We start from the raw sequence: 21,484 nt of genomic DNA, 5'->3' as shown, positions 1-21,484 counted from the left end.
ATGCAGGGTTCTGGTTCCACCAGGTGCCGGTGATCTTGCCAGACGGCCTCGGCATGCCGCGCACCGGCCCCGGGAGAGTCTCCGGGGGCCGGTGCGCGCGGTTCAGACGGGGTCGTTCAGGCCGACAGACCCTCGTAGGCGGCCGCGAGGATCGCGAAGCCCCGCTCGTCGCCGAGGCCCCCGTCGATCATCTGGTTCATCATGTACGTCACGGTCATCCGGGCGTCGAGGTCGACCACGACGAGCGAGCCGCCCCAGCCGCCCCAGAAACAGGTGCGGGGGTTGGGCAGTAGGCCGCCGTTGATGCCGTAGCCCATGCCGTAGCGCATCGGGACGTTCAGGACGCTGTCCGTGCCGTCGAACTGCTCCTCGAAGATCCGCTCGCACCCCCGCTCCGACAGCAGCCGTACACCGCGCGCCGCGCCGCCGCAGGCCAGCAGCGACTGGACGGCGGCGACCGAGCGGGCGTTGCCGTGACCGTTCGCGGCCGGGATCTCGGCGCGCCGCCAGGCGGTCGTGTTGGCGGTGCCGTCCGGGATGACCGGGTTGGGCCGCGGACCGCTCCGGTCCGGGGAGGTGGGCGGCGCGATGATCGGCGCGACCCGGTGGTCGTGCTCGGCGGCGAGCCCGATGTGGAAGTCCGCGCCCAGCGGCCCGGTGACCTCCTCGGCGAGGAAGGTGCCCAGGCTGCGGCCGGTGACCCGGCGGACGATCTCCCCGAGGAGATACCCCTGGGTCATCGCGTGGTAGCCGGCCTCGGTGCCCGGCTTCCAGACCGGCGCCTGCGCCGCGAGCCGCGCGGTGACGGTCGGCCAGTCGTACAGGTCCTCCAGCGTCGTGGGCGCGTCGAAACGGGGCAGACCGGCCGTGTGCGACAGCACATGCCGCACCCGTACGTCCTCCTTGCCCGCCGCCGCGAACTCGGGCCAGTACGTCGCCACCGGCGCGTCCAGGTCCAGTTCGCCCCGGTCGGCGAGCATCAGCACGCACAGCGCCGTCATCGTCTTGGTGGTGGACCACACATGGGTGATCGTGTCCCGCTCCCACGGGGTGGTGCGCTCCGCGTCGGCGTACCCGCCCCACAGGTCGACCACCGGCTCACCGTCCACGTACACGGCGACCGACGCCCCCACGTCCTTGTCGTCCAGCGAGGCCGCGAGCGCCTCGCGCACCGCGGCGAACCGGTCCGTGCACGTGCCATGAGTCAGCGCCATGAGGGGAAGGTAACGGGCCGCGTCGGGCGGAGCCACCGATTAAGCGGCGGCCCGCCCCGCCGTCCTCACCGGAATCTCAGCCACCGCACCCCCCGGTTCACAGATCCCGCCCAGGAAAGCGGCGCAGGATGCGAAGGGAGTGGTGATCGGCGAGGAAAGGCATGTCGTGGGTGTCCCGTACAGAGCGAAGCGGTCCGGAGAGCGGGAGCGGCCGGAGGGGTGGTCGCGACGCGGGCTGCTCGCGGCGCTCGGGGCGGTGCCCGCCGTCGCCGTGCTGACCGGGTGCGGAGGCGGCGCCACGGAGGCCGCCGCGCAGAGCGGCGGCTCGGCGAGCGCGGGCGCGGGCGCGTCGGCCGAAACGCTCCGGGCCACGGTCACCGTCACGCCGGCCGACGGCACGAAGAGCGCCGCCTTCACCGAACCCGTCGAGGTCACGGTCTCCGACGGCACGCTGGCCGGCGTGACGGTCACCGCCGCCGACGGCACCGAGCCGGCGGGGGCGCTCGACGAGGCCCGTACGAAATGGACGTCGTCCCGGAACCCGTACTCGGGCACCGCCTACACCGTCACCGCCGAGCCGGACGGCGGCGACATCGGGACGACGACCTTCACCACCGCCTCCCCCGCCGCCACCTTCGTCGGCCGCTTCACCCCGGAGGCGGACTCCACCTCCGGCGTCGGTATGCCCGTGTCGATCGACTTCACCGAGGCCGTCACCGACAGGGCCGCCGTGCAGAAGGCGATCACCGTGACCGCCGAGCCGGCCGTCGAGGTCGTGGGGCACTGGTTCAGCGACACCCGGCTGGACTTCCGGCCGGAGACGTACTGGGCGGCGGGCACCACGATCACGCTGGGGCTGCGGCTGAAGGACGTGGCCGGCGCGGACGGTGTGTACGGGACGCAGTCCAAGGACGTCACCTTCCGCATCGGCCGCGAACAGATCAGCACGGTCGATCTGGCCACCAAGGAGATGACAGTCGTACGCGACGGGGCGACCCTCGCCACCTACCCCGTGACCGGCGGTGACGCCGAACACACCACCTGGTCCGGGATCATGGTGATCAGCGAGCGGTTCGAGGAGACCCGGATGGAGTCCTCCACGGTCGGTCTCGGCGACGAGTACGACATCAAGGACGTCCCGCACGCCCAACGGCTCACCACCTCCGGCACGTTCGTCCACGGCAACTACTGGGCCGCCGAGTCCGTCTTCGGCAACGCCAACGTCAGCCACGGGTGCGTCGGGCTGCACGACGCGAAGGGCGCGGACGACGACTCGGTGCCCGGGTACCGGTTCTACGACAGTTCGATGCTCGGCGATGTCGTCGTCGTGCGGAACTCGGGCGAACGGACCGTCGAGGCGTCCAACGGCCTCAACGGCTGGAACCTGTCCTGGTCGGAGTGGCGGGCCGGGAGCGCTCTCTGACGCCGCCCCTGGTCGGGTGCTCCCGTCCGCATCGCCTAGGCTGAACCGCCGCAGCTGTCGTACGGATCAGAACTACGGACAAGACGGACAAGAGCGTGGTGGGAAATGCCGCTGAGGGACGACGATCCCACCTCCGTCGGTGAGTACGTCCTGGAGGACCGGCTCGGCTCGGGCGGGATGGGCATCGTCTACCGCGCCCGGTCGGCGTCGGGGCGACTGGTCGCGCTGAAGCTGGTGCACGCCCAGTACTGCGACGACGACGAGTTCCGCTCCCGGTTCCGCCAGGAGATCGCGGCGGCGCGCCGGGTGAGCGGGGCCTTCACCACCCCCGTGGTCGACGCCGACCCGGAGGCGAAGCGGCCGTGGATGGCGACGCTGTACGTGCCGGGGCCCACCCTCTTCGATCTGGTGGGCGAGGAGGGGCCGTTGAGCACGGCCCGTATCCGGGGCCTCGCGCTCGGACTCGTCGAGGCGCTGCGGGACATCCACCGGGCGGGGGTCGTGCACCGCGATCTGAAGCCGGCGAACGTACTGATGGCCGAGGACGGGCCGCGGGTCATCGACTTCGGCATCTCGCGCGCCGGTGACAATCTGCCGCTCACCGTGACCGGCCGGGTCATCGGCACGCCCCCGTTCATGTCGCCGGAGCAGCTGCGCTCGCCACGGGACGTCACCGCCGCGTCGGACGTGTTCTCCCTGGGCTCGCTGCTGGTGTTCGCGGCCAGCGGGCACAGCCCGTTCAAGGCGGAGAGCCCCTATCTCGCGGGCTACCAGGTCATGTTCGAGGCACCGAAGCTGCACGCGGTGCCCGAGCCGCTGCGCCGCCTCGCCGAACGCTGCCTGGAGAAGGACCCTGCGGCCCGTCCCGACCTGGCCGAACTCCACCGGCTGCTCCTGGAGTTGCCCACCTCCCCCGCCCTCTCCCCCTCCCACGGATCCGCCCGCCTCACGACCGATCCGGCACCCGAGCCTCCCGACCGGCCGTCGGACACCCGGCCGACAGTCACCGGCCCGACGGGCATCCGGCCGACAGCCACCGGACCCACGGACACCGGGCGCGCCCACGACACCACGGCGAACGACGGGGCGCCCAGCGGCGGAACGTCCGGCGGCTCGGCCCCGGACGACACGACGGCGAACGACAGCGCGGCGGACAGGCACCGCGCGACCCCGGCCCGCCCGCCCGTGCGACGCCGGTCCACCGGACGGCGGTTGCTCCTCGCCGGACTCGGTGTCACCCTCACCGTCACCGCGCTGGGCGCCGCGCTGCTCGGATACGCCGGGTTCGAGGACGCCCCGGCCCCCTCCGGCGCCGACACCGGCACCGCCGTCCGCCCCCGTTCCGTGTCGCTCCCCGCGGGCTGGCGGCCCTGGCGCACACCGCTGCGCGCCGACAGCGGTCTTCCCGCCGGCTACATCCCGGTCAACTACAACGAATCGGGCTGCCGGACGGACGGCACGGCCCTGTTCTGCGCCGGTACGGGCTTCGTCGTCGCCGAGGTGGACGCCGCCCGCGGGACGATGGGATGGCGGTACGGGACCCTGCCCCAGACCGCCCGGCCCATCGGGGTGCGCGACGGCCTGGTCTACGTCTACACGGAGCCCGACAGCAGCCGGCGGAACCTGGTGGCCCTGGACACGGCGACCGGGAAGCAGCGCTGGACCCGGCCCATCAGCGGAAGCGAGACCGCGTTCCTCTACGACGGCGGCATCCTCACGCTCACGCCCGACCACTCGGAGGTGGTCGCCTACGACACGGCCGGTGACGAGCTGTGGCGGACGCCGGAGCCCGCCGGAGACAACTGCGTTCCCACGGTGCTCGGCGAGGACCCCTACGCCGTGTGCTGGACGGGAGACGACTTCCTCGACACCCGGCCGTTCACGCTCGTGCGGCTCGATCCGGAGGACGGCACCCCGCGGGAACTCGCCCCGATGCCCAAGAAGGCACTGGCGCTGGGCGCCGTGGACGGACGGCCGCTGTACCTCGCGGCGGAGACCACCGAGGAGGTCTACCAGGCCGGGTACGAGCGGCCGTACGACGCGTTCCTGCGGGTGGACCCGGTCACCGGCAAGGTGACCCGGATCCCGCTGAAGCGGGCGCTGCGCGGCGCGGCGACGCTGGTCGGCGGGGTGGTGTACTTCGTGCGGACCAACGGCTCGGTCACCGCCGTGTCGGCGGCGAGCGGCAAGCTGCTGTGGGAGCGCGCCACCGACATGGAGAACCTGTCCGTCCCGGTGGTGTCGGCGGCCCGCGGCGAGATCTACTTCGCCAACCGCTTCGGCAGGCTGCTGGCCCTGGACAGCGACACGGGCTCCGAGCTGTGGCGGACGGACGCGCTCGACGACCCCGGGGACACGGCGACCGAGACGCCGCCCCGCGTGCTGCTCGTGGACGACGCGATCGTGGCGACCGCCGGCACCATGGTGTTCTCCGTGAACCCGGACGAGCCGATGTCCGGCCCGACCGCGTCCACGGGCTCCGGGGACTGAGCCGCCCCGTCACAGGCTTGGCGGGAAACCGCCCGAGAACGTCCGATCTTCACATGGTGAACTCGCCGCTCCCGCACGGACTTTCTCCGCTTTAACTCTTGACGACCGCAGCGCCGGAGCGCACATTGACCGCACGCTCTTCTCTGAGAGCGCTCTCAGGACGGGACTCCGCGGAGCGCTCCCCCATGTGCACCCCGCACCCCCACACCCGCTCATTTCACTCCGTACACCCGAAGAGGCCGCCATGAGTGAAACCCCCGGCACACCCCGCAGACGCCGCCGCCCGCTCCGGCGCGCGTTCCTCGCCGTGAGCGCCGCGCTGGCGCTGGCCACGGCGTGGGCGACGACCGCGCAGGGCGCCGCCCCCACACCGCCCGCCGGCTGGACGCAGGTCTTCGTCGACGACTTCAACGGCACCGCGGGCACCGGCGTCTCCACCTCCAACTGGCAGTACGCGACCGGCACTTCGTACCCCGGCGGCCCCGCCAACTGGGGCACCGGCGAGGTCGAGACGATGACGAACAGCACCTCCAACGTCTCCCTCGACGGCAACGGCAATCTCCGAATCACCCCGCTCAGGGACTCGGCGGGCCGCTGGACCTCGGGCCGGATCGAGACCAACCGCACCGACTTCCAGCCCCCGGCGGGCGGCAAGCTGCGGGTCGAGTCCCGTATCCAGATGCCGAACGTCACCGGGACGGCCGCCGAGGGCTACTGGCCCGCGTTCTGGATGCTGGGCGCCCCCTACCGGGGCAACTACCAGAACTGGCCGAGCGTCGGCGAGCTGGACATCATGGAGAACGTCCAGGGCCGCAACCAGGTCTGGGCGACGATGCACTGCGGCACCAATCCGGGCGGCCCGTGCAACGAGACGACCGGCATCGGCAACTCCGTCGCGTGCCCCAACACGACCTGCCAGTCCGGCTTCCACACCTACACCATGGAGTGGGACCGCTCGGTGACCCCGGAGACGATCCGGTTCCTCGTCGACGGCACGCAGTTCCACTCGGTGAACGCGAACCAGGTCGACGCGACCACCTGGACCAACGCCACCAACCACGGGTTCTTCATCATCCTGAACGTGGCGATGGGCGGCGCCTTCCCCGACGCGTTCGGCGGCGGGCTGGACGGCGACACCCGCTCCGGCGTCCCGATGGTCGTCGACTACGTGCAGGTGCTGTCGGCCGCCGGAGGCACGACCACTCCGCCGCCGACCGGCACGCGGGACGCGTACAGCGCGATCCAGGCCGAGTCGTACAACAGCCAGAGCGGCACGCTCACCGAGACCACGACCGACAGCGGGGGCGGTCAGAACATCGGCTCGCTGGCCAACGGCGACTGGGCGCTGTTCCAGAACGTCAACTTCGGTTCCACGGCGGCCACCCAGTTCGTCGCCCGGGTGGCCTCCGGCGCCAACTCCGGGGTGAGCGGGCTGGTCGAGGTGCGGATCGACAGCCGGACGAGCACCCCGGTCGGGAGTTTCTCGATCGCCAACACCGGAGGCTGGCAGTCGTGGCGGACGGTCCCCGCGAACATCAGCCGGATCACCGGCACCCATGACGTCTATCTGACCTTCACCAGCGGTCAGGCGCAGGACTTCGTGAACGTGAACTGGTTCACCTTCGGTCGCTGACAGGCGACGTGAGCGAGGGGCGGGCTCCACGGCGGTGGAGCCCGCCCCTCGTCGCGCGTCAGCGCATCTCCGCCCGGAACGCCACCGGGGTCGCCCCGGTGTGCAGGTGGAAGAACTTGGAGAAGTTGGCCGCGTCGGGGAAGCCGACGGCCACGCCGACCCGGCCGATCGGCAGGTCCGTGTGGGCCAGCAGCCGTTTCGCCTCCAGGACGACCCGCTTGTCGATGAAGCCCTTGGGGGTCTCGCCGGTCGCGGCGCGCACCGCGCGGACGAGGGTGCGGCGTGAGTAGCCGAGGGCGTCGGCGTAGGCACTGACGCTGTGGTTGACGGCGAAGTCCCGCTCGACGGCGTCCCGGAAGCGGCTGAAGGCGCTGTCGTCGGTCCGGTGCTCCCCCTCGCCCGAGCCTGCCGAGCCGCCCGAGCCTGCCGAACCGGACTCGGCGAGATGGGCGAGGCGCAGCAGGAACGCGGTCAGGGAGTGCCGCAGGACGGCGGTGTGCAGGCCGGGCGGCAGGGTGGCGGTGTCGGTGTACTCGCGTTCCAGCTGGGCCAAGGAGTGGCGCAGGCCGGCGAGTTGAGCCTCGTCGGGGCGGAGCAGCGGCGGCAGGTCGTAGCGGTAGAGGCCGGTCGCCTCGACGGTGGCGCGGGGCAGGAAGCCCGGCTGCATGGTGAGGACGGTCCCGCGGTACCCGGTGGCGCGTGAGAAGCGATGCACCTGTCCGGGGCGGATCCACAGCAGTTCGCCCGCGCCCACCTCGTACCCGGTGAAGTCGATCATGTGGTGGACCGGGCCGCCGTCGAACAGCATCACCACGTGGAAGTCGATGCGGTGGACCCCGTCGAGGGGTATGTCCGCGTGCCAGGGCTCGTGGTGGCCCATCGGGCCGATCCGCATGCCGACGCCGGAGGAGCCGCGGTCGGCGGGGAACGGGAAGGTCTTGATCCGGTCGCCGTCCGGGAAGTCTCTGTCCGTCATGTCCTCGCCGTCGCGTCGTGGGTGTCCCAGTTTCACCGAAGGCTGGCACACGGCGACCTGTCCCCACAAAAGTCAGACTTTTACTTTTGAAGGCGTCAGAGCAGTTCCGCCGTCTCTATCGAGGACTTCTTGAAGATGAACTGGACAGAACTCGACCGGCGCGCCGTGGACACCGCCCGTCTGCTGGCCGCCGACGCCGTGCAGCGGGCCGGTAACGGGCACCCGGGTACGGCGATGAGTCTCGCGCCCGCCGCGTACACGCTCTTTCAGAAGGTGATGCGTCACGATCCTGCGGACCCCGAGTGGACCGGCCGCGACCGCTTCGTCCTCTCCCCCGGCCACACCTCGCTGACCCTCTACACCCAGCTGTACCTGGCGGGGTACGAGCTGGAGCTGGACGATCTGAAGGCGTTCCGCACCCATGGTTCGAAGACGCCGGGGCACCCCGAGTACGGGCACACCGCCGGGGTGGAGACCACGACCGGACCGCTGGGCCAGGGCGTGGCCAACGCGGTCGGCATGGCGATGGCCGCCCGCTACGAGCGCGGACTTTTCGACCCGGACGCGCCGGAGGGGGCGTCGCCGTTCGACCACACCGTCTGGGCGATCGTCTCCGACGGCGATCTGGAGGAGGGCGTCTCCGCCGAGGCCTCGTCGCTGGCGGGCCATCAGAAGCTGGGCGGCCTCGTCCTCCTGTACGACGACAACCACATCTCCATCGAGGGCGACACGGCCACCGCGTTCTCCGAGGACGTGCTGAAGCGGTACGAGGCGTACGGCTGGCACGTCCAGCGGATCGAGCCGGCGTTCAACGGCAACGTGGATGTGCACGCCCTGTACGACGCGCTGCTGGCCGCGCGGGAGGAGACCGCGCGGCCCTCGATCGTCGCGATGCGCACGATCATCGCCTGGCCGGCCCCCAACGCCCAGAACACGGAGGCCTCCCACGGCTCGGCGCTGGGCGCGGACGAGGTCGCCGCCACCAAGCGGGTCCTCGGCTTCGACGCGGACCGGACCTTCGACGTGGCCGACGACGTCCTCGCCCACACCCGGCGGGCCCTCGACCGGGGCGCCGAGGCGCACGCCGCCTGGGACAGGCGGATCTCCGAGTGGCGGGCCGCCGCCCCCGAACGGGCCCGGCTCTTCGACCGGGTGGTCGCGGGCCGGCTGCCGGAGGGCTGGGAGGAGGCGCTGCCCGTGTTCGAGGAGGGCGCGTCGGTGGCGACCCGAGCGGCCTCCGGCAAGGTGCTCCAGGCGCTGGGCGCGGTGATCCCCGAGCTGTGGGGCGGCTCCGCCGACCTCGCCGGTTCGAACAACACCACCATCGACAGGACCTCGTCCTTTCTCCCGGCCGGCAACCCGCTCCCGGAGGCCGACCCGTACGGCCGTACGATCCACTTCGGCGTCCGGGAGCACGCGATGGCCGCCGGGATGAACGGCATCGCGCTGCACGGCAACACCCGGATCTACGGCGGCACGTTCCTGGTGTTCTCCGACTACATGCGCAACGCGGTCCGGCTCTCCGCGCTGATGCAGCTGCCGGTGACGTATGTGTGGACGCACGACTCCATCGGGCTCGGCGAGGACGGCCCCACCCATCAGCCGGTCGAACACCTGGCCTCCCTGCGCGCCATACCCGGGCTGAACGTGGTCCGTCCCGCCGACGCCAACGAGACGGCCGTGGCCTGGGCCGAGATCCTGCGGCGGCACGCCACGCACCCGGCCCCGCACGGGCTGGCGCTCACCCGGCAGGGCGTGCCGACGTATCCGCTGAACTCCGGTGCCGCCAAGGGTGGTTACGTGCTGCGCGAGTCCTCGGCGGCGACCCCGGCGGTGATCCTGATCGCCACCGGGTCCGAGGTGCAGCTGGCCGTCGCGGCGCGGGAGCGGCTGGAGGCGGAGGGGGTCGGGACCCGGGTGGTGTCGATGCCGTCCGTGGAGTGGTTCGAGGAACAGCCGCGCGAATACCGGGAGAGCGTGCTGCCGCCGTCCGTGAAGGCCCGCGTGGCGGTCGAGGCGGGGATCGGTCTGACCTGGTACCGCTACGTCGGTGACCACGGCCGCATCGTCTCCCTCGAACACTTCGGCGCCTCCGCCGACGCGCGGATCCTGTTCGCCGCGTACGGGTTCACCACCGAGAACGTCGTCGCCGCCGCGAAGGAATCACTGCGTTCCCTCCTCGGCCGGCCCGAGCGCCTGAAGGAAGATGATCACGTGACCACCGAAGCAACCGTGGCGACCAGCGTCACGGGGGAACCCCTGAGGCGCCTCCTGGACGAGGCGAACAGCAAGGGAGTTGATGGGGAATGACCGCCGAGTGGCTCAACCCGCTCCGCGACGCGGGTGATCGCAGGCTGCCGAGGATCGCGGGCCCGTCCGGGCTCGTCATCTTCGGGGTGACCGGCGACCTGTCCCGCAAGAAGCTGATGCCGGCCGTGTACGACCTGGCCAACCGGGGCCTGCTGCCGCCGGGCTTCTCCCTCGTCGGTTTCGCCCGCCGGGACTGGGAGGACGAGGACTTCGCGCAGATCGTGCACGACGCGGTCCGCGACCACGCCCGCACCGAGTTCCGTGAGGAGGTCTGGCAGCAGCTCGCCGAGGGGATGCGGTTCATCCCGGGCGACTTCGGCGACGACGAGGCGTTCGAGCGGCTCCGCAAGGCCGTCGAGGAGCTGGACGGCTCCCGGGGCACGGGCGGCAACTTCGCGTTCTATCTCTCCGTGCCGCCGAGCATGTTCCCGAAGGTCGTCAAGCAGCTCAAGAAGCACGGGCTGGCCAGTCCGCCCGAGGGGTCCTGGCGGCGCGCGGTCATCGAGAAGCCGTTCGGCCACGACCTGGCCAGCGCCCGCGAGCTGAACACGGTGCTGCACGACGTGTTCGACCCCGAGCAGGTCTTCCGCATCGACCACTACCTCGGCAAGGAGACCGTCCAGAACATCCTGGCGCTCCGCTTCGCCAACCAGATGTACGAGCCCATCTGGAACCGCAGTTATGTCGACCACGTCCAGATCACGATGGCCGAGGACATCGGCATCGGCGGCCGTGCCGGGTACTACGACGGCATCGGCTCGGCCCGTGACGTCATCCAGAACCACCTCCTGCAGCTCCTGGCCCTGACCGCCATGGAGGAACCCGCGGCCTTCGACGCCGAGTCGCTGCTGGCGGAGAAGCTGAAGGCGCTCAAGGCCGTACGGCTGCCGGAGGACCTGGGCCGGCACAGTGTGCGCGGCCAGTACGCGGCCGGCTGGCAGGGCGGCGAGCAGGTGGTGGGCTATCTGGAGGAGGACGGCATCGACGCGTCCTCGTCCACGGACACCTACGCGGCGGTCAAGCTGGGCGTGGACAACCGCCGTTGGGCGGGCGTCCCGTTCTATCTGCGCACCGGCAAGCGTCTCGGCCGCCGGGTGACCGAGATCGCGGTCGTCTTCCAGCGCGCCCCGCACTCCCCGTTCGACTCCACGGCCACCGAGGAGCTGGGGCAGAACGCGATCGTCATCCGGGTGCAACCGGACGAGGGGATGACCGTGCGCTTCGGTTCGAAGGTGCCGGGTACCTCGATGGAGATCCGGGACGTCACCATGGACTTCGCGTACGGCGAGTCGTTCACGGAGTCCAGCCCGGAGGCGTACGAACGGCTGATCCTGGATGTGCTGCTCGGCGACGCCAACCTCTTCCCCCGCCATCAGGAGGTGGAGGAGTCCTGGAAGATCCTCGACCCGATCGAGGAGTACTGGGCGGGGCACGGCAGGCCCGCGCAGTACGCCTCGGGCAGTTGGGGCCCCGAGGAAGCGGACGAGATGCTCGCACGAGACGGACGGAGCTGGCGCAGGCCATGAAATTCGACCTGACGGACACCACGGCAAGCAAGATCAACAAGGCCCTGGTGCAGGGCCGGCGGGCCATCGGCACACCCGCCGTGGGCATGGTCCTCACGATGGTGATCGTGACGGACGAGGAGAACGCCTACGACTCGATCAAGGCGGCCGAGGAGGCCTCGCACGAGCACCCCTCGCGCACCCTGGTCGTCATCAAGCGGCACGCCCGCACCCCGAAGGACCGCACCAAGTCGCACCTGGACGCCGAGGTGCGGGTCGGCGCCGACGCGGGCACCGGCGAGACGGTCGTGCTGCGGACGTACGGCGAGGTGTCCGACCACGCCGACTCGGTGGTCCTGCCGCTGCTGCTCCCGGACGCTCCGGTCGTCGTCTGGTGGCCGGTGGACGCGCCGGAGAACCCGGCCAAGGACCCGCTGGGCGCGCTCGCCCAGCGCCGGATCACCGACATGTACGCGGTGGAGACCCCGCTCGCCGCGCTCGAACAGCGCGGTGCCTCCTACACGCCCGGCGACACCGACCTCGCGTGGACCCGGCTGACGCCGTGGCGTTCGATGCTGGCCGCCGCCCTCGACCAGGCCAAGGAGACCATCACCTCGGCCGCCGTGGAGAGCGAGGCCGACAACCCGAGCGCCGAACTGCTGGCCCGCTGGCTGGAGGCCCGGCTCGGCGTCACCGTCGAGCGCGTCCTGACCGCCGGGCCGGTGGTGACCGGGGTGCGGCTCGGCACCGCGAAGGGCGAGGTCGTCATCGACCGCCCCGAGGGCCCGCTCGCCACGCTCACCCTGCCCGGCCAGCCGTCCCGCACGCTCGCCCTGAAGGTGCGTGCCACGTCCGAACTGATCGCGGAGGAGCTGCGACGGCTGGACGCGGACGAGATGTACGCGGTCGCCCTGCGCGGCGGCCGGCCGACTTCCACCTCCGCCGCACAGGCACCCACCTCCGAAGCACAGAAGGAAGCGAACTGATATGCAGCTCGGTCTGATCGGTCTCGGCAAGATGGGCGGCAACATGCGCGAGCGGATCCGCCGCGCCGGCCACACCGTCATCGGCTACGACCGCAACCCCGACGTCTCCGACGTGGGCAGCCTGGCCGAACTGGTCGAGGGTCTCGACGCGCCGCGCACGGTCTGGGTGATGGTCCCGGCCGGCGCCGCCACCCAGTCCGTGGTCGACGAACTCGGCGGGCTGCTCTCGCCCGGTGACACGGTCGTCGACGGCGGCAACTCCCGCTGGACGGACGACGAGAAGCACGCGGCGGAGCTGGGCGAGAAGGGCGTCGGCTTCGTCGACGCCGGTGTCTCCGGCGGTGTGTGGGGTCTGCAGAACGGCTACGCCCTGATGGTCGGCGGCGACAAGGAGCACGTCGAGCGGCTCCAGCCGATCTTCGAGGCGCTCAAGCCGGAGGGCCCGTACGGCTATGTCCACGCCGGCAAGGTCGGCGCCGGGCACTTCTCCAAGATGGTCCACAACGGCATCGAGTACGCCATGATGCAGGCGTACGCCGAGGGCTGGGAGCTGCTGGAGAAGGTCGAGTCGGTCGACAGCGTCCGCGAGGTCTTCCGCTCCTGGCAGGACGGCACCGTCATCCGCTCCTGGCTGCTGGACCTCGCCGTCAACGCCCTCGACGAGGACGAGCACCTGCAGAAGCTGCGCGGCTACGCCGAGGACTCGGGCGAGGGCCGCTGGACGGTCGAGGCCGCGATCGACCACGCGGTGCCGCTCCCCGCGATCACCGCGTCGCTGTTCACCCGGTTCGCCTCGCGTCAGGACGACTCCCCGCAGATGAAGATGATCGCCGCGCTGCGCAACCAGTTCGGCGGCCACGCGGTCGAGTCGACCAACGAGAAGTAGCGGCGGCACGGGCCGTCCGGTTCCCCCGCGCCCCTCGGGAGCGGGGGAACCGGACGTTCCGGAGCATTGTCGGCAGATGTGTACATGGCGTGAACTGTCGCTGTGGCCGGAACCCCTCCACCGGTAGCGTGCGGCCCCTGTCCCGTATGCACGGCGTGCGCATGAGCGCGTGTGCGTACGCAGCGCGTCCGTAGGGGGAACGGCGATGGCCGAGACAGGGCGGCACGATCAGCGATACGAGAAGTACGACGGGGGCAGCCCCGAGGCCGAGCGGCTCGTGTTCGAGCGGCTGGCTCGGGAGCTGATGAAGGTCCAGGTCAGGAACCGACGGGCCGGGGGCGGCGCGATCGAACGGGCCTTCCACGCGAAGGCGCCGCTGGGTGTGGAGAACGCCCGGCTGCGGTTCCACGACGACCTCCCAAAGGCGCTGCGGACCGGGTTCGCGCAGCCCGGCGCCGACCATCCGGCGCTGGTCCGGCTCTCCAACGCGAGCGGCATCCGGCAGGGCGACGGGTCGCCGGACCTGCGGGGCGCGGCGGTCCGGGTGCGGGTGGCGGACGGGGTGAGCCATGACCTGCTGGCCACCAGTTTCCCGGTGTCGCACGCGAGCGACGCGCGGGAGTTCGTGGCGTTCGCCAAGGCCATGGCGGGGGCGGGCAGCCGACTGCGGAAGGCGTTCGCGCTCTTCGTGAAACTGCCGCTGGCGGTGGGGCCGCGAACGGCAGCCCGGATGCGCCGCAATGTGCGGGCGGCCACCGGACGATCCGTCGACTCCCTTGCCACCGAGACCTATTGGAGTCGCGGCGCGATCCTGTGGGGTGAGGCCGGGCCCGTGCGGTATCTGCTGCGGCCCGCGCCGGGTACGCCGAAGGCGGCCGAACCCGACCGCCGGGACCCGGACTTCCTCCACAAGGAGCTGGCCCGCCGACTCGGCCGGGCGGACGTGGCGTTCGACCTCTGTGTGCAGCGGTACGTGGACGAGCGGCGCACCCCGGTCGAGGACGCGGCGGTGGAGTGGACGGACGCGGTGGCCCCGGCGGTGCCGATCGCCCGGCTCACCATCCCGGCCCAGGAGCTGGACGGCGCCGAGGCACGGGCGGCGGCGCGGCGGATCGAGGAGCTGACCTTCAACCCCTGGTACACCACCGACGAGTTCCGGCCACTGGGGAACATCAACCGGGCCCGGAAGTCCGCGTACCGGGCCAGCGGCGCCCACCGGCTCGGGCAGCGCTTCGTCACCGAGGAGCCCTTGCGCAACAGGCTCCTCGGCCGTCTCGTGGGCCCCGTCTTCGGGCTGCTGAACCGTGTCGTGCCCTGGCACCGGCTGCCGCTCTCTTTGAGCCTGCTGAACCTGGTGTTCCTGCGGAAGGTGCTGCGCAGGCTCAATCTGATCGACACCGAGGTGCGCGAGGCCCCGCCGCGGGCGGAGCCGGTCCCGGAGCCCGTTCCCGAGCGGCTGCGCACGGAGCGGTCGTACGACGGGACGTACAACGATCTGTCGGACCCGGGCATGGGCGCGGTGGGGGCGGCCTTCGGGCGGAACCTGAAGCCGGACTACCGGCCGGAGACCTTCGACACCCCGAACCCGGTCACGGTCAGCAGGCAGTTGCTGTACCGGGAGAGCTTCGTGCCCGCGACCTCGCTCAATGTGCTGGCGGCGGCATGGATCCAGTTCCAGGTGCACGACTGGGTGAACCACCGGCGGTACAAGACCGGTGACCGCAGTGTGGAGGTGCCGCTGCCGCCCGGCTTCGACGGGCACTGGCGGAACGTGCCGGGCGGGCCGACCGAGCGGGTGATGCGGTTCGCGGAGAACGAGGGCGTCGAGGCGCCCGGCCGCCCGCCGATCCTGTTCGCCAACTCCGCCTCGCACTGGTGGGACGGCTCCGAGGTGTACGGGGAGAACGAGCGGACCGCGCGGTTCCTGCGGGAGCCCGACGGCGGCGCGAAACTCCGTCTGGAGGACGGCCATCTGCCGGGCGGCGGGGCGAACGGCGTGCCGCTCACCGGGTTCAACGAGAGCTGGTGGATGGGGCTCAGCGCACTGCACACGCTCTTCGCGCGGGAGCACAACGCGGTCTGCGACGCACTGCGCGCCGCGTATCCGTCGATGAGCGAGGAGAAGGTCTACCAGACGGCCCGGCTCGTGGTGTCCGCGCTGATCGCGAAGATCCACACCGTGGAGTGGACGCCGGCGATCCTCGCCACCGAGGCGATCGATCTCGCGCTCAACACCAACTGGTCCGGTCCGCCCAAGAGTTGGCTCAACCAGCTCGGTCTGTGGCTGTTCGAGGCGCACTCGCTGACCGGTATCCCGAAGACACTGCCGGACCACCACACGGCGCCGTACTCGCTGACCGAGGACTTCACCACCGTCTACCGGCTGCATCCGCTGATCCCGGACGACTACGAACTGCGGGAGCACCAGTTCGGGCGGCGGCTGGAGACCGTGGGCTTCATGGACATCCAGGGCGGGGCGGGCGAGGCGCGGATCCGCAAGACGGGGCTGGCGAACGCGCTGTACTCGTTCGGCATCGCCCATCCGGGCGCGATCACCCTGCACAACTTCCCGCGCTCGTTGCAGCACTTCGAGCGGGACGGGGAGATCATCGATCTGTCGGTCGTCGACCTGGTGCGGACGCGCAGGCGTGGGGTACCGCGTTACAACGACTTCCGGGCGGGGCTGCACCGGGGGCGGATCCGTTCCTTCGAGGAGCTGACGGAGAACCCGCAGACGCTGGCACGGTTGAAGGACGTCTACCGGAACGTCGACGAGATCGACACCGTGGTCGGGCTGTTCGCGGAGAACCCGCCGGAGGGCTTCGGGTTCAGCGACACCGCGTTCCGGGTCTTCATCCTGATGGCCAGCAGGCGCCTGCAGAGCGACCGGTTCCTGACCGTGGACTACCGGCCGGAGGTCTACACCCCGCTCGGTATCGACTGGGTCGAGAAGGGCGGCATGATCTCCGTACTCCTGCGCCACTGCCCGGAGTTGGCGCCGCTGCTGCCGCGTGACGCGAGCGCGTTCGCGCCGTGGCGGACGGTGCGGCCGAACAGCGACAACGGCGGCTCGCCATGACGCCGTGACACGACGACCCGGGGCGGGTCAGGCCCCGGCCCGGGTCCAGAACACAACGGGGGAACAGCATGACCTTCACCGACAGCCACTCAGGTGTGCCCGCGGCCGAGGAGCCGCTCGGCGGGACCGCGCTCGACGGGGCTCCGGCCCCGGCCGGTACCGCCACCGCACACCCCGGGCTCGCCGATCTCTTCACGCGCCCGCTGCTGCGGACCGTGTGGCGGCGCCGTACGCACCGGGTGAGCCGGGGCGCCAAGGTGTCCGCCGGGACCATGACCTACACCTCGCGCAACGCGGTGCAGCCGCTGACCGAGCTGGAGGAGGCGGTGCTGATCGCGATCACCGGCACCACCGGGCTCACCATGCCGGACCGGCCCTTCGAGGACCCGGACAACGGCACACCCATCATGTCCAAGCCCAACCTGACGATGGCGGGCCGCACCGCCGGGAGCCCGGACAACGCGCAGGGCACCCACTTCTTCCTCGTCAACGACTCGGGCACCTACTTCCTGCGCAGGCTGGAACCGGCGCCGGACGAGCCGTTCGACGCCGCGACCCTGGTGGCGCGGGCGCGCCGGGCGAAGGTGAAGGTCCTCGACCACCGCCTCGATGTCGCGCCCGGCAAGCGCGACTTCCCGGCGTACCTGGACTCCAACCGCTTCCTGTCCAATCTGCCGGGCACGACCCTGCTGTTCCCGGTGGTCGACCTCTCCCACCAGTATGTGAACGCGCTGATGTATCTGCTGACCCAGCCGGACGGCGCCCGGCCGACCCTGGTGGACGACCGCAACTTCTACCGGGCCGCCGGGGTCCGGAAGTGGGTGAAGAACGGCTTCCTCAACGGGGATCTGAAGCTGCCCCTCGGCGCGCTGGGCCCGATGCGCACCCAGATCGAGGCGGACCTGCTGCTGCAGAACCTGATGCTCACCGCCGAGGCGATGGGGCTGGGCGCCTGGATCCACGCCACCATCAACCCGCAGATCGCGCTCGGCGACCCGAAGTTCTCCCGGGAGTACGGCAGGATGCTCGGCTTCGACTTCGTCACCCCGCGCTGGCGTCCGGCCGACATCTGGCGCTGGCACATACCGCTGCCGAAATACGCCAAGGTGCGCTCGCACCCGGTCCGGCTCCCCTCCCCCGACGGCGGCGCCCCGCTGATCGCCGCCGCGTGCCCGCCGGTGTTCGGAAGCATGTCGGAGGCCGTGGAGACCATCGTCCAGGAGAAGTTCGGCCGCAAGGGCGTCTACACCGACCGGGACGTCTTCGCCCGGATCTACCGGGAGGACTACGGGCAGCGCTATCTCACCGAGGCCAGCGAGTACGAGGAGCGGGTGATCGACTGCGCCCGTGACATCTGCGAGTACATCCTCCGCACGCACGGCCGCTTCCCGGCCCACACGGACGCCATCCATGTGCCGGGGGTGTGGCTCCAGGTCCACCATGTGGAGAACGAGTACTACGAGCGGTTCTTCACCAACGGCCTCACGGACGCGCACCGCGCCCACGACGAGGCGTGGGCCCACTAGGGGGTGTTTGCGCCTACCAGGGCCTGTCCGAGGCGTGGTTGACAGGTACAGGCATCGCGGGTGAGATTCCCGGTGATGATGATCAACGATCTGACGGCGGCCGAGCGGCGGGTGTGGGACGCCTTTCCGCTCGGCGCGGCGGTGGACTTCGCGGCCGGGGAATCCGGGTCCGGCGGGGACGGGTCCGCGGCGGACGGCGCAGGCTGGGGCCCGGAGCGGACCGTACGGGCCCGGGTGCTGCGGGCGTTGCTGCTCACCGCTCCCCGGGAGGAGGGTGAGGTCGCGGCCCTCAAGATCGAGGGCGCGCGGATCACCGGCAGACTGGATCTGAAGTACGCGACGGTGGACAGCGTCGTCCGACTGAGCGCGTGCCACTTCGACGAGGTCCCCGACTTCTCGGGCGCGCAGTTCACTTACCTCAATCTGACCAAGTCCGCGCTGCCCGGCATGCGTTCGGCCCGCATGAAGGTCGACGGCGGGCTGCGGTTGACGGAGTGCCGGTTCCGGGGGCCGGTGCGGCTCCATGGCATCCAGATCTCCGGGGCGCTCTTCATGGAAAGGGCCGAGTTCCTCGGGCAGGTCGCCGACGAACCGGTGCTCCAGCTCAACCAGGCCACCGTCGGGGACGACATCTGGGCGCCGGAGATGCGGGCACACGGGCAGGTGCGGCTCACCGGCGCCTCCGTCGCCGGACGGATCAATCTGCAGGACGCCGAGTTCAACAGGCCCGGTGGCACCGCGTTGGACGCGCAGAACCTCACGGTGGAAGCCCATGTACGGGCACGGTGCGTACGCGTGAAGGGCCGGGTCGAGCTACGTGGTTCGCGCATAGCGGGTCGTCTCGACCTGATGCACGCCCAGTTGTCCCATCCCGGCGACACGGCGCTGCGGGCGAGTAGTTGCACCATCGGTGAACTCTGGCTGGTCGGGGGTGATCGCATCGAGGGCGCGCTGAACCTGCGACGTGCCCAGATCGACATCCTGACGGTCGCACCGGAGAAGCTGCCGCGCCAGGTCTACCTCAGCGATCTCACCTACACCGCGCTCACCCCGCACGAGCCCGCCGAGCGGCGACTTCCGATGCTGGACCAGGACGGCGACGGCTATGTGCCGTATGGGTACGAGCAGTTGACCGCCGCGTATCGCCGCATCGGCGACGACGACGCCGCCCGGCGCGTCCAACTCGCCAAACAGCGACGCCACCGCGCCACGCTCCCCTGGTACGGGCAGGTGTGGGGCCATGTCCAGGACGCCACCGTCGGCTACGGCTTCCGCCCCTTGCGCGCGGCCGTCTGGCTGCTGTCGCTGATGGCGGTGGGCTCGGTGGCGTACGCGGTGCACCCGCCCAGCCCTCTCAAGGCGGACGAGGCACCGCGATTCAACGCGGTCTTCTACACCCTCGACCTGCTCCTCCCGATCATCGACTTCGGACAGGAGCGGGCGTACGCGCCCGACGACTGGTCGCAGTGGCTGTCGTACGTGCTCGTCATCACCGGCTGGATCCTGGCGACGACGGTCGTCACCGGTGTGACGCGCACAGTCAGTCGCCAGTAACCTGTGTCACCTGCCCGGCTGTTGGACATGCTGGGCGGCGAGCCGCACAGGCGCGTTCTGCGCGCCGTAGCCCTTGTACCCGCCGTCGCGCTGGACGAGTTCGAAGAAGACCCGGCCGACGGTCTCGGTGTAGCAGTGCCGGAACTCGCCGTCCGGGTCGCGGTCGTAGAGGATGCCGAGTGCGCGGTAGGTCTCCAGCTCGCCGTCGGCGAACTCGAACCGGGCGGCAAGGTCGTCGTAGTAGTTCGCGGGGACGGCCAGCAGCCGGCCCCCGGCCGCGCGGACGGCGCGGGCCGCGGCGACGACGTCGTCCGTGGTGAAGGCGATGTGCTGGGCGCGGGCGGGGGTGTCGGTCGGGGCGGGGCCGACGCTGAGCGCGATCCGGACACCGCCGTCCTCGCTGGTCACCGGCCGGCTGCGGAAGAGGCCGTAGGGGTCGGCGACATCGACGCTGTCGCGGGCGTGCAGGCCGAGCACCGTCCGGTGGAAGAGGGCCGCCTCGTCGAACTGGTGCCAGGGCTGGGTGAGCGCGAGGTGGTCGACGCGCCGGACGTGGCTTCCGGCCCCGGTGTGCGCCACCGGCCGGAAGTCCGCTGTCCAGCTGGGGAGTTCGGGGCGATCGGTCGCGCAGAAGAAGAGTTCGGTGCCGTCGGGCGCGGCGACCGCGTCCAGGGGCGCGTCCTCGGCGGCCCGGCGGCGCGGCAGCACGGGCGCGAGCAGGGCCTCGGCGCGGCGGGCGGCGCCGGCCGGGTCCGGTGACTCCAGTCCGATCGCGGCGAGCCGGGTGCCGTCGCGCCGGGCGGCCGGGCCGGTGTTGACCAGCACCCGGGCCTCGCCCTGCGACCACAGGTCCACCGGCTTGCTGCGGTGCCGGGCGGTGCGGGCGAAGCCGAGGGCGCCGAGCAGCGCGCCGACCGGTTCGGCGTCGGGCGTGACCAGTTCGGCGAAGGCGACCCCGGTGGGCACCACCCGCTCCGGCAGCGCGGCGATCCCGGCCGCCTCCTGGAGCATCAGCAGCGAGCGGTGCGCGTCCACGGCGGTGGGGCCGGCCTCGGACTGGCGGAAGACGTCGTTGAAGACCTCCAGCGACAGCGGTCCGTCGTATCCGGCCGTCATGACGTGCTTCACCAGCCCGGTGACATCGAAGCCGCCCTGCCCGGGGAAGCAGCGGTAGTGCCGGCTCCACTGGAGCACGTCCATCGCCATCAGCGGCGCGTCGGCGAGCTGCAGGAAGAAGATCTTCTCGCCGGGGATGTCCTCGATGCCCTTGGGGTCGGAGCCCCGGGCCAGGATGTGGAAGCTGTCCAGACAGGTCCCGAGCGCCGGATGGTCGGCCGCCTCCACGATCCGCCAGGCGTGGTCGTACGTGCTGACGTGCCGCCCCCACGCGAGCGCCTCGTAGGCGACCCGGACACCGAACTCCTGCGCCAGGGCTGCCAGTTGCCGCAGATGGTAGGCGGCGAGCGCGTCGTCGTCCTCGGCGAGCGGATGCACGCTGGAGCAGACCAGCACGGTGTCGCAGCCGAGCCGTCCCATCAGCTCGAACTTGTGCCGGGCCCGTCGCAGATTCCCCTCGAACACCTCCGCCGGCACGGCCTCGATGTCCCGCATCGGCTGATACAGATCGATGCTCAGCCCGAGATCCGCGCAGCGGGCCCTGATCTCCTCGGGCGTGAGCGGACTGGCCAGCAGGTCGTTCTCGAAGATCTCCACCCCGTCGAACCCGGCCCGCGCGGCGGCGGACAGCTTCTCGGTGAGAGACCCGCTGAGGGAGACGGTGGCGATGGACGTACGCATGGGGTGACTCCTTGAAGCAGGGTCGCGCCCCTTCGAGGGGCGCGGGGAACTGCGCGATCAACCACGACGGACCCGCAGCCGACGCACCGGACCGACCACCGCGGC

General features: G+C 71.2%; 12 protein-coding genes and 1 pseudogene. 10 read left to right on the top strand and 3 right to left on the bottom strand.

The genetic code is table 11. From position 1 onward, the window contains the following. Window positions 1-116 precede the first annotated feature (116 nt). Window positions 117-1,214: a serine hydrolase domain-containing protein gene (locus tag J8M51_RS26170; protein WP_086755181.1), complete on the bottom strand. Its 1,098-nt coding sequence runs from the start codon at window positions 1,212-1,214 to the stop codon at window positions 117-119. Window positions 1,215-1,380: 166 nt separating this feature from the next. On the opposite strand from J8M51_RS26170, the gene J8M51_RS26165 reads away from it, so the two are divergent. From J8M51_RS26165 to J8M51_RS26155, 3 genes are all read left to right on the top strand, one after another. Next, window positions 1,381-2,637, top strand: coding sequence for a L,D-transpeptidase (locus J8M51_RS26165; RefSeq protein WP_267299520.1), 1,257 nt, complete (start codon window positions 1,381-1,383; stop codon window positions 2,635-2,637). 105 nt (window positions 2,638-2,742) lie between these two features. Continuing rightward, a complete protein-coding gene (locus J8M51_RS26160; protein ID WP_267299519.1) occupies window positions 2,743-5,127 on the top strand; it encodes a protein kinase domain-containing protein in 2,385 nt (794 codons plus the stop codon). 244 nt (window positions 5,128-5,371) lie between these two features. Continuing rightward, a complete protein-coding gene (locus J8M51_RS26155; RefSeq protein ID WP_086758602.1) occupies window positions 5,372-6,760 on the top strand; it encodes a glycoside hydrolase family 16 protein in 1,389 nt (462 codons plus the stop codon). A gap of 58 nt (window positions 6,761-6,818) precedes the next feature. On the opposite strand, the gene J8M51_RS26150 is transcribed toward J8M51_RS26155, so the two are convergent. Then, complete coding sequence (locus tag J8M51_RS26150; protein WP_086758604.1) at window positions 6,819-7,736, bottom strand: AraC family transcriptional regulator; 918 nt, start codon at window positions 7,734-7,736, stop codon at window positions 6,819-6,821. 135 nt (window positions 7,737-7,871) lie between these two features. On the opposite strand from J8M51_RS26150, the pseudogene tkt reads away from it, so the two are divergent. From tkt to J8M51_RS26115, 7 genes and pseudogenes are all read left to right on the top strand, one after another. Continuing rightward, a pseudogene (tkt, locus tag J8M51_RS26145) lies at window positions 7,872-9,920 on the top strand (transketolase); the annotation flags it as partial. 122 nt (window positions 9,921-10,042) lie between these two features. Continuing rightward, complete coding sequence (zwf, locus tag J8M51_RS26140) at window positions 10,043-11,572, top strand: glucose-6-phosphate dehydrogenase (RefSeq protein WP_086758607.1); 1,530 nt, start codon at window positions 10,043-10,045, stop codon at window positions 11,570-11,572. Further along, on the top strand, window positions 11,569-12,537 hold the full coding sequence (gene opcA, locus J8M51_RS26135; RefSeq protein WP_086758609.1) for a glucose-6-phosphate dehydrogenase assembly protein OpcA: 969 nt from the start codon (window positions 11,569-11,571) through the stop codon (window positions 12,535-12,537). Before zwf ends, opcA begins: the two co-directional genes overlap by 4 nt. A gap of 1 nt (window position 12,538) precedes the next feature. Beyond that, window positions 12,539-13,423, top strand: a complete 885-nt coding sequence (gnd, locus tag J8M51_RS26130) for a phosphogluconate dehydrogenase (NAD(+)-dependent, decarboxylating) (RefSeq protein ID WP_086758610.1) — start codon at window positions 12,539-12,541, stop codon at window positions 13,421-13,423. Between the two features lie 205 nt (window positions 13,424-13,628). Further along, window positions 13,629-16,502 (top strand): peroxidase family protein, encoded by a 2,874-nt coding sequence (locus J8M51_RS26125; RefSeq protein ID WP_086758612.1) that lies wholly within the window; start codon window positions 13,629-13,631, stop codon window positions 16,500-16,502. A gap of 68 nt (window positions 16,503-16,570) precedes the next feature. Then, window positions 16,571-18,028 (top strand): hypothetical protein, encoded by a 1,458-nt coding sequence (locus J8M51_RS26120; RefSeq protein ID WP_086758613.1) that lies wholly within the window; start codon window positions 16,571-16,573, stop codon window positions 18,026-18,028. 75 nt (window positions 18,029-18,103) lie between these two features. Continuing rightward, on the top strand, window positions 18,104-19,582 hold the full coding sequence (locus tag J8M51_RS26115; RefSeq protein ID WP_086758615.1) for a pentapeptide repeat-containing protein: 1,479 nt from the start codon (window positions 18,104-18,106) through the stop codon (window positions 19,580-19,582). Window positions 19,583-19,588: 6 nt separating this feature from the next. Here the strand turns inward: J8M51_RS26115 and J8M51_RS26110 are convergent, their stop codons facing one another. Continuing rightward, on the bottom strand, window positions 19,589-21,379 hold the full coding sequence (locus J8M51_RS26110) for a bifunctional sugar phosphate isomerase/epimerase/4-hydroxyphenylpyruvate dioxygenase family protein (protein ID WP_086758617.1): 1,791 nt from the start codon (window positions 21,377-21,379) through the stop codon (window positions 19,589-19,591). Window positions 21,380-21,484: the final 105 nt, after the last annotated feature.

The sequence above is a fragment of the Streptomyces griseiscabiei genome (assembly GCF_020010925.1).
In the GTDB taxonomy this organism is placed as follows: domain Bacteria; phylum Actinomycetota; class Actinomycetes; order Streptomycetales; family Streptomycetaceae; genus Streptomyces; species Streptomyces griseiscabiei.
The sequence above is the reverse complement of the archived record's forward strand: the minus strand, read 5'-3'. Positions and strand labels throughout refer to the sequence as shown.

Excerpts from the sequence above, each read along its gene's own strand:
- J8M51_RS26170 (WP_086755181.1), bottom strand. The coding sequence starts at position 1,214 with ATGGCGCTGACTCATGGCACGTGCACGGACCGGTTCGCCGCGGTGCGC.
- J8M51_RS26160 (WP_267299519.1), top strand. The coding sequence starts at position 2,743 with ATGCCGCTGAGGGACGACGATCCCACCTCCGTCGGTGAGTACGTCCTG.
- J8M51_RS26155 (WP_086758602.1), top strand. The coding sequence starts at position 5,372 with ATGAGTGAAACCCCCGGCACACCCCGCAGACGCCGCCGCCCGCTCCGG.
- J8M51_RS26150 (WP_086758604.1), bottom strand. The coding sequence starts at position 7,736 with ATGACGGACAGAGACTTCCCGGACGGCGACCGGATCAAGACCTTCCCG.
- zwf (WP_086758607.1), top strand. The coding sequence starts at position 10,043 with ATGACCGCCGAGTGGCTCAACCCGCTCCGCGACGCGGGTGATCGCAGG.
- opcA (WP_086758609.1), top strand. The coding sequence starts at position 11,569 with ATGAAATTCGACCTGACGGACACCACGGCAAGCAAGATCAACAAGGCC.
- gnd (WP_086758610.1), top strand. The coding sequence starts at position 12,539 with ATGCAGCTCGGTCTGATCGGTCTCGGCAAGATGGGCGGCAACATGCGC.
- J8M51_RS26125 (WP_086758612.1), top strand. The coding sequence starts at position 13,629 with ATGGCCGAGACAGGGCGGCACGATCAGCGATACGAGAAGTACGACGGG.
- J8M51_RS26120 (WP_086758613.1), top strand. The coding sequence starts at position 16,571 with ATGACCTTCACCGACAGCCACTCAGGTGTGCCCGCGGCCGAGGAGCCG.
- J8M51_RS26115 (WP_086758615.1), top strand. The coding sequence starts at position 18,104 with ATGATGATCAACGATCTGACGGCGGCCGAGCGGCGGGTGTGGGACGCC.
- J8M51_RS26110 (WP_086758617.1), bottom strand. The coding sequence starts at position 21,379 with ATGCGTACGTCCATCGCCACCGTCTCCCTCAGCGGGTCTCTCACCGAG.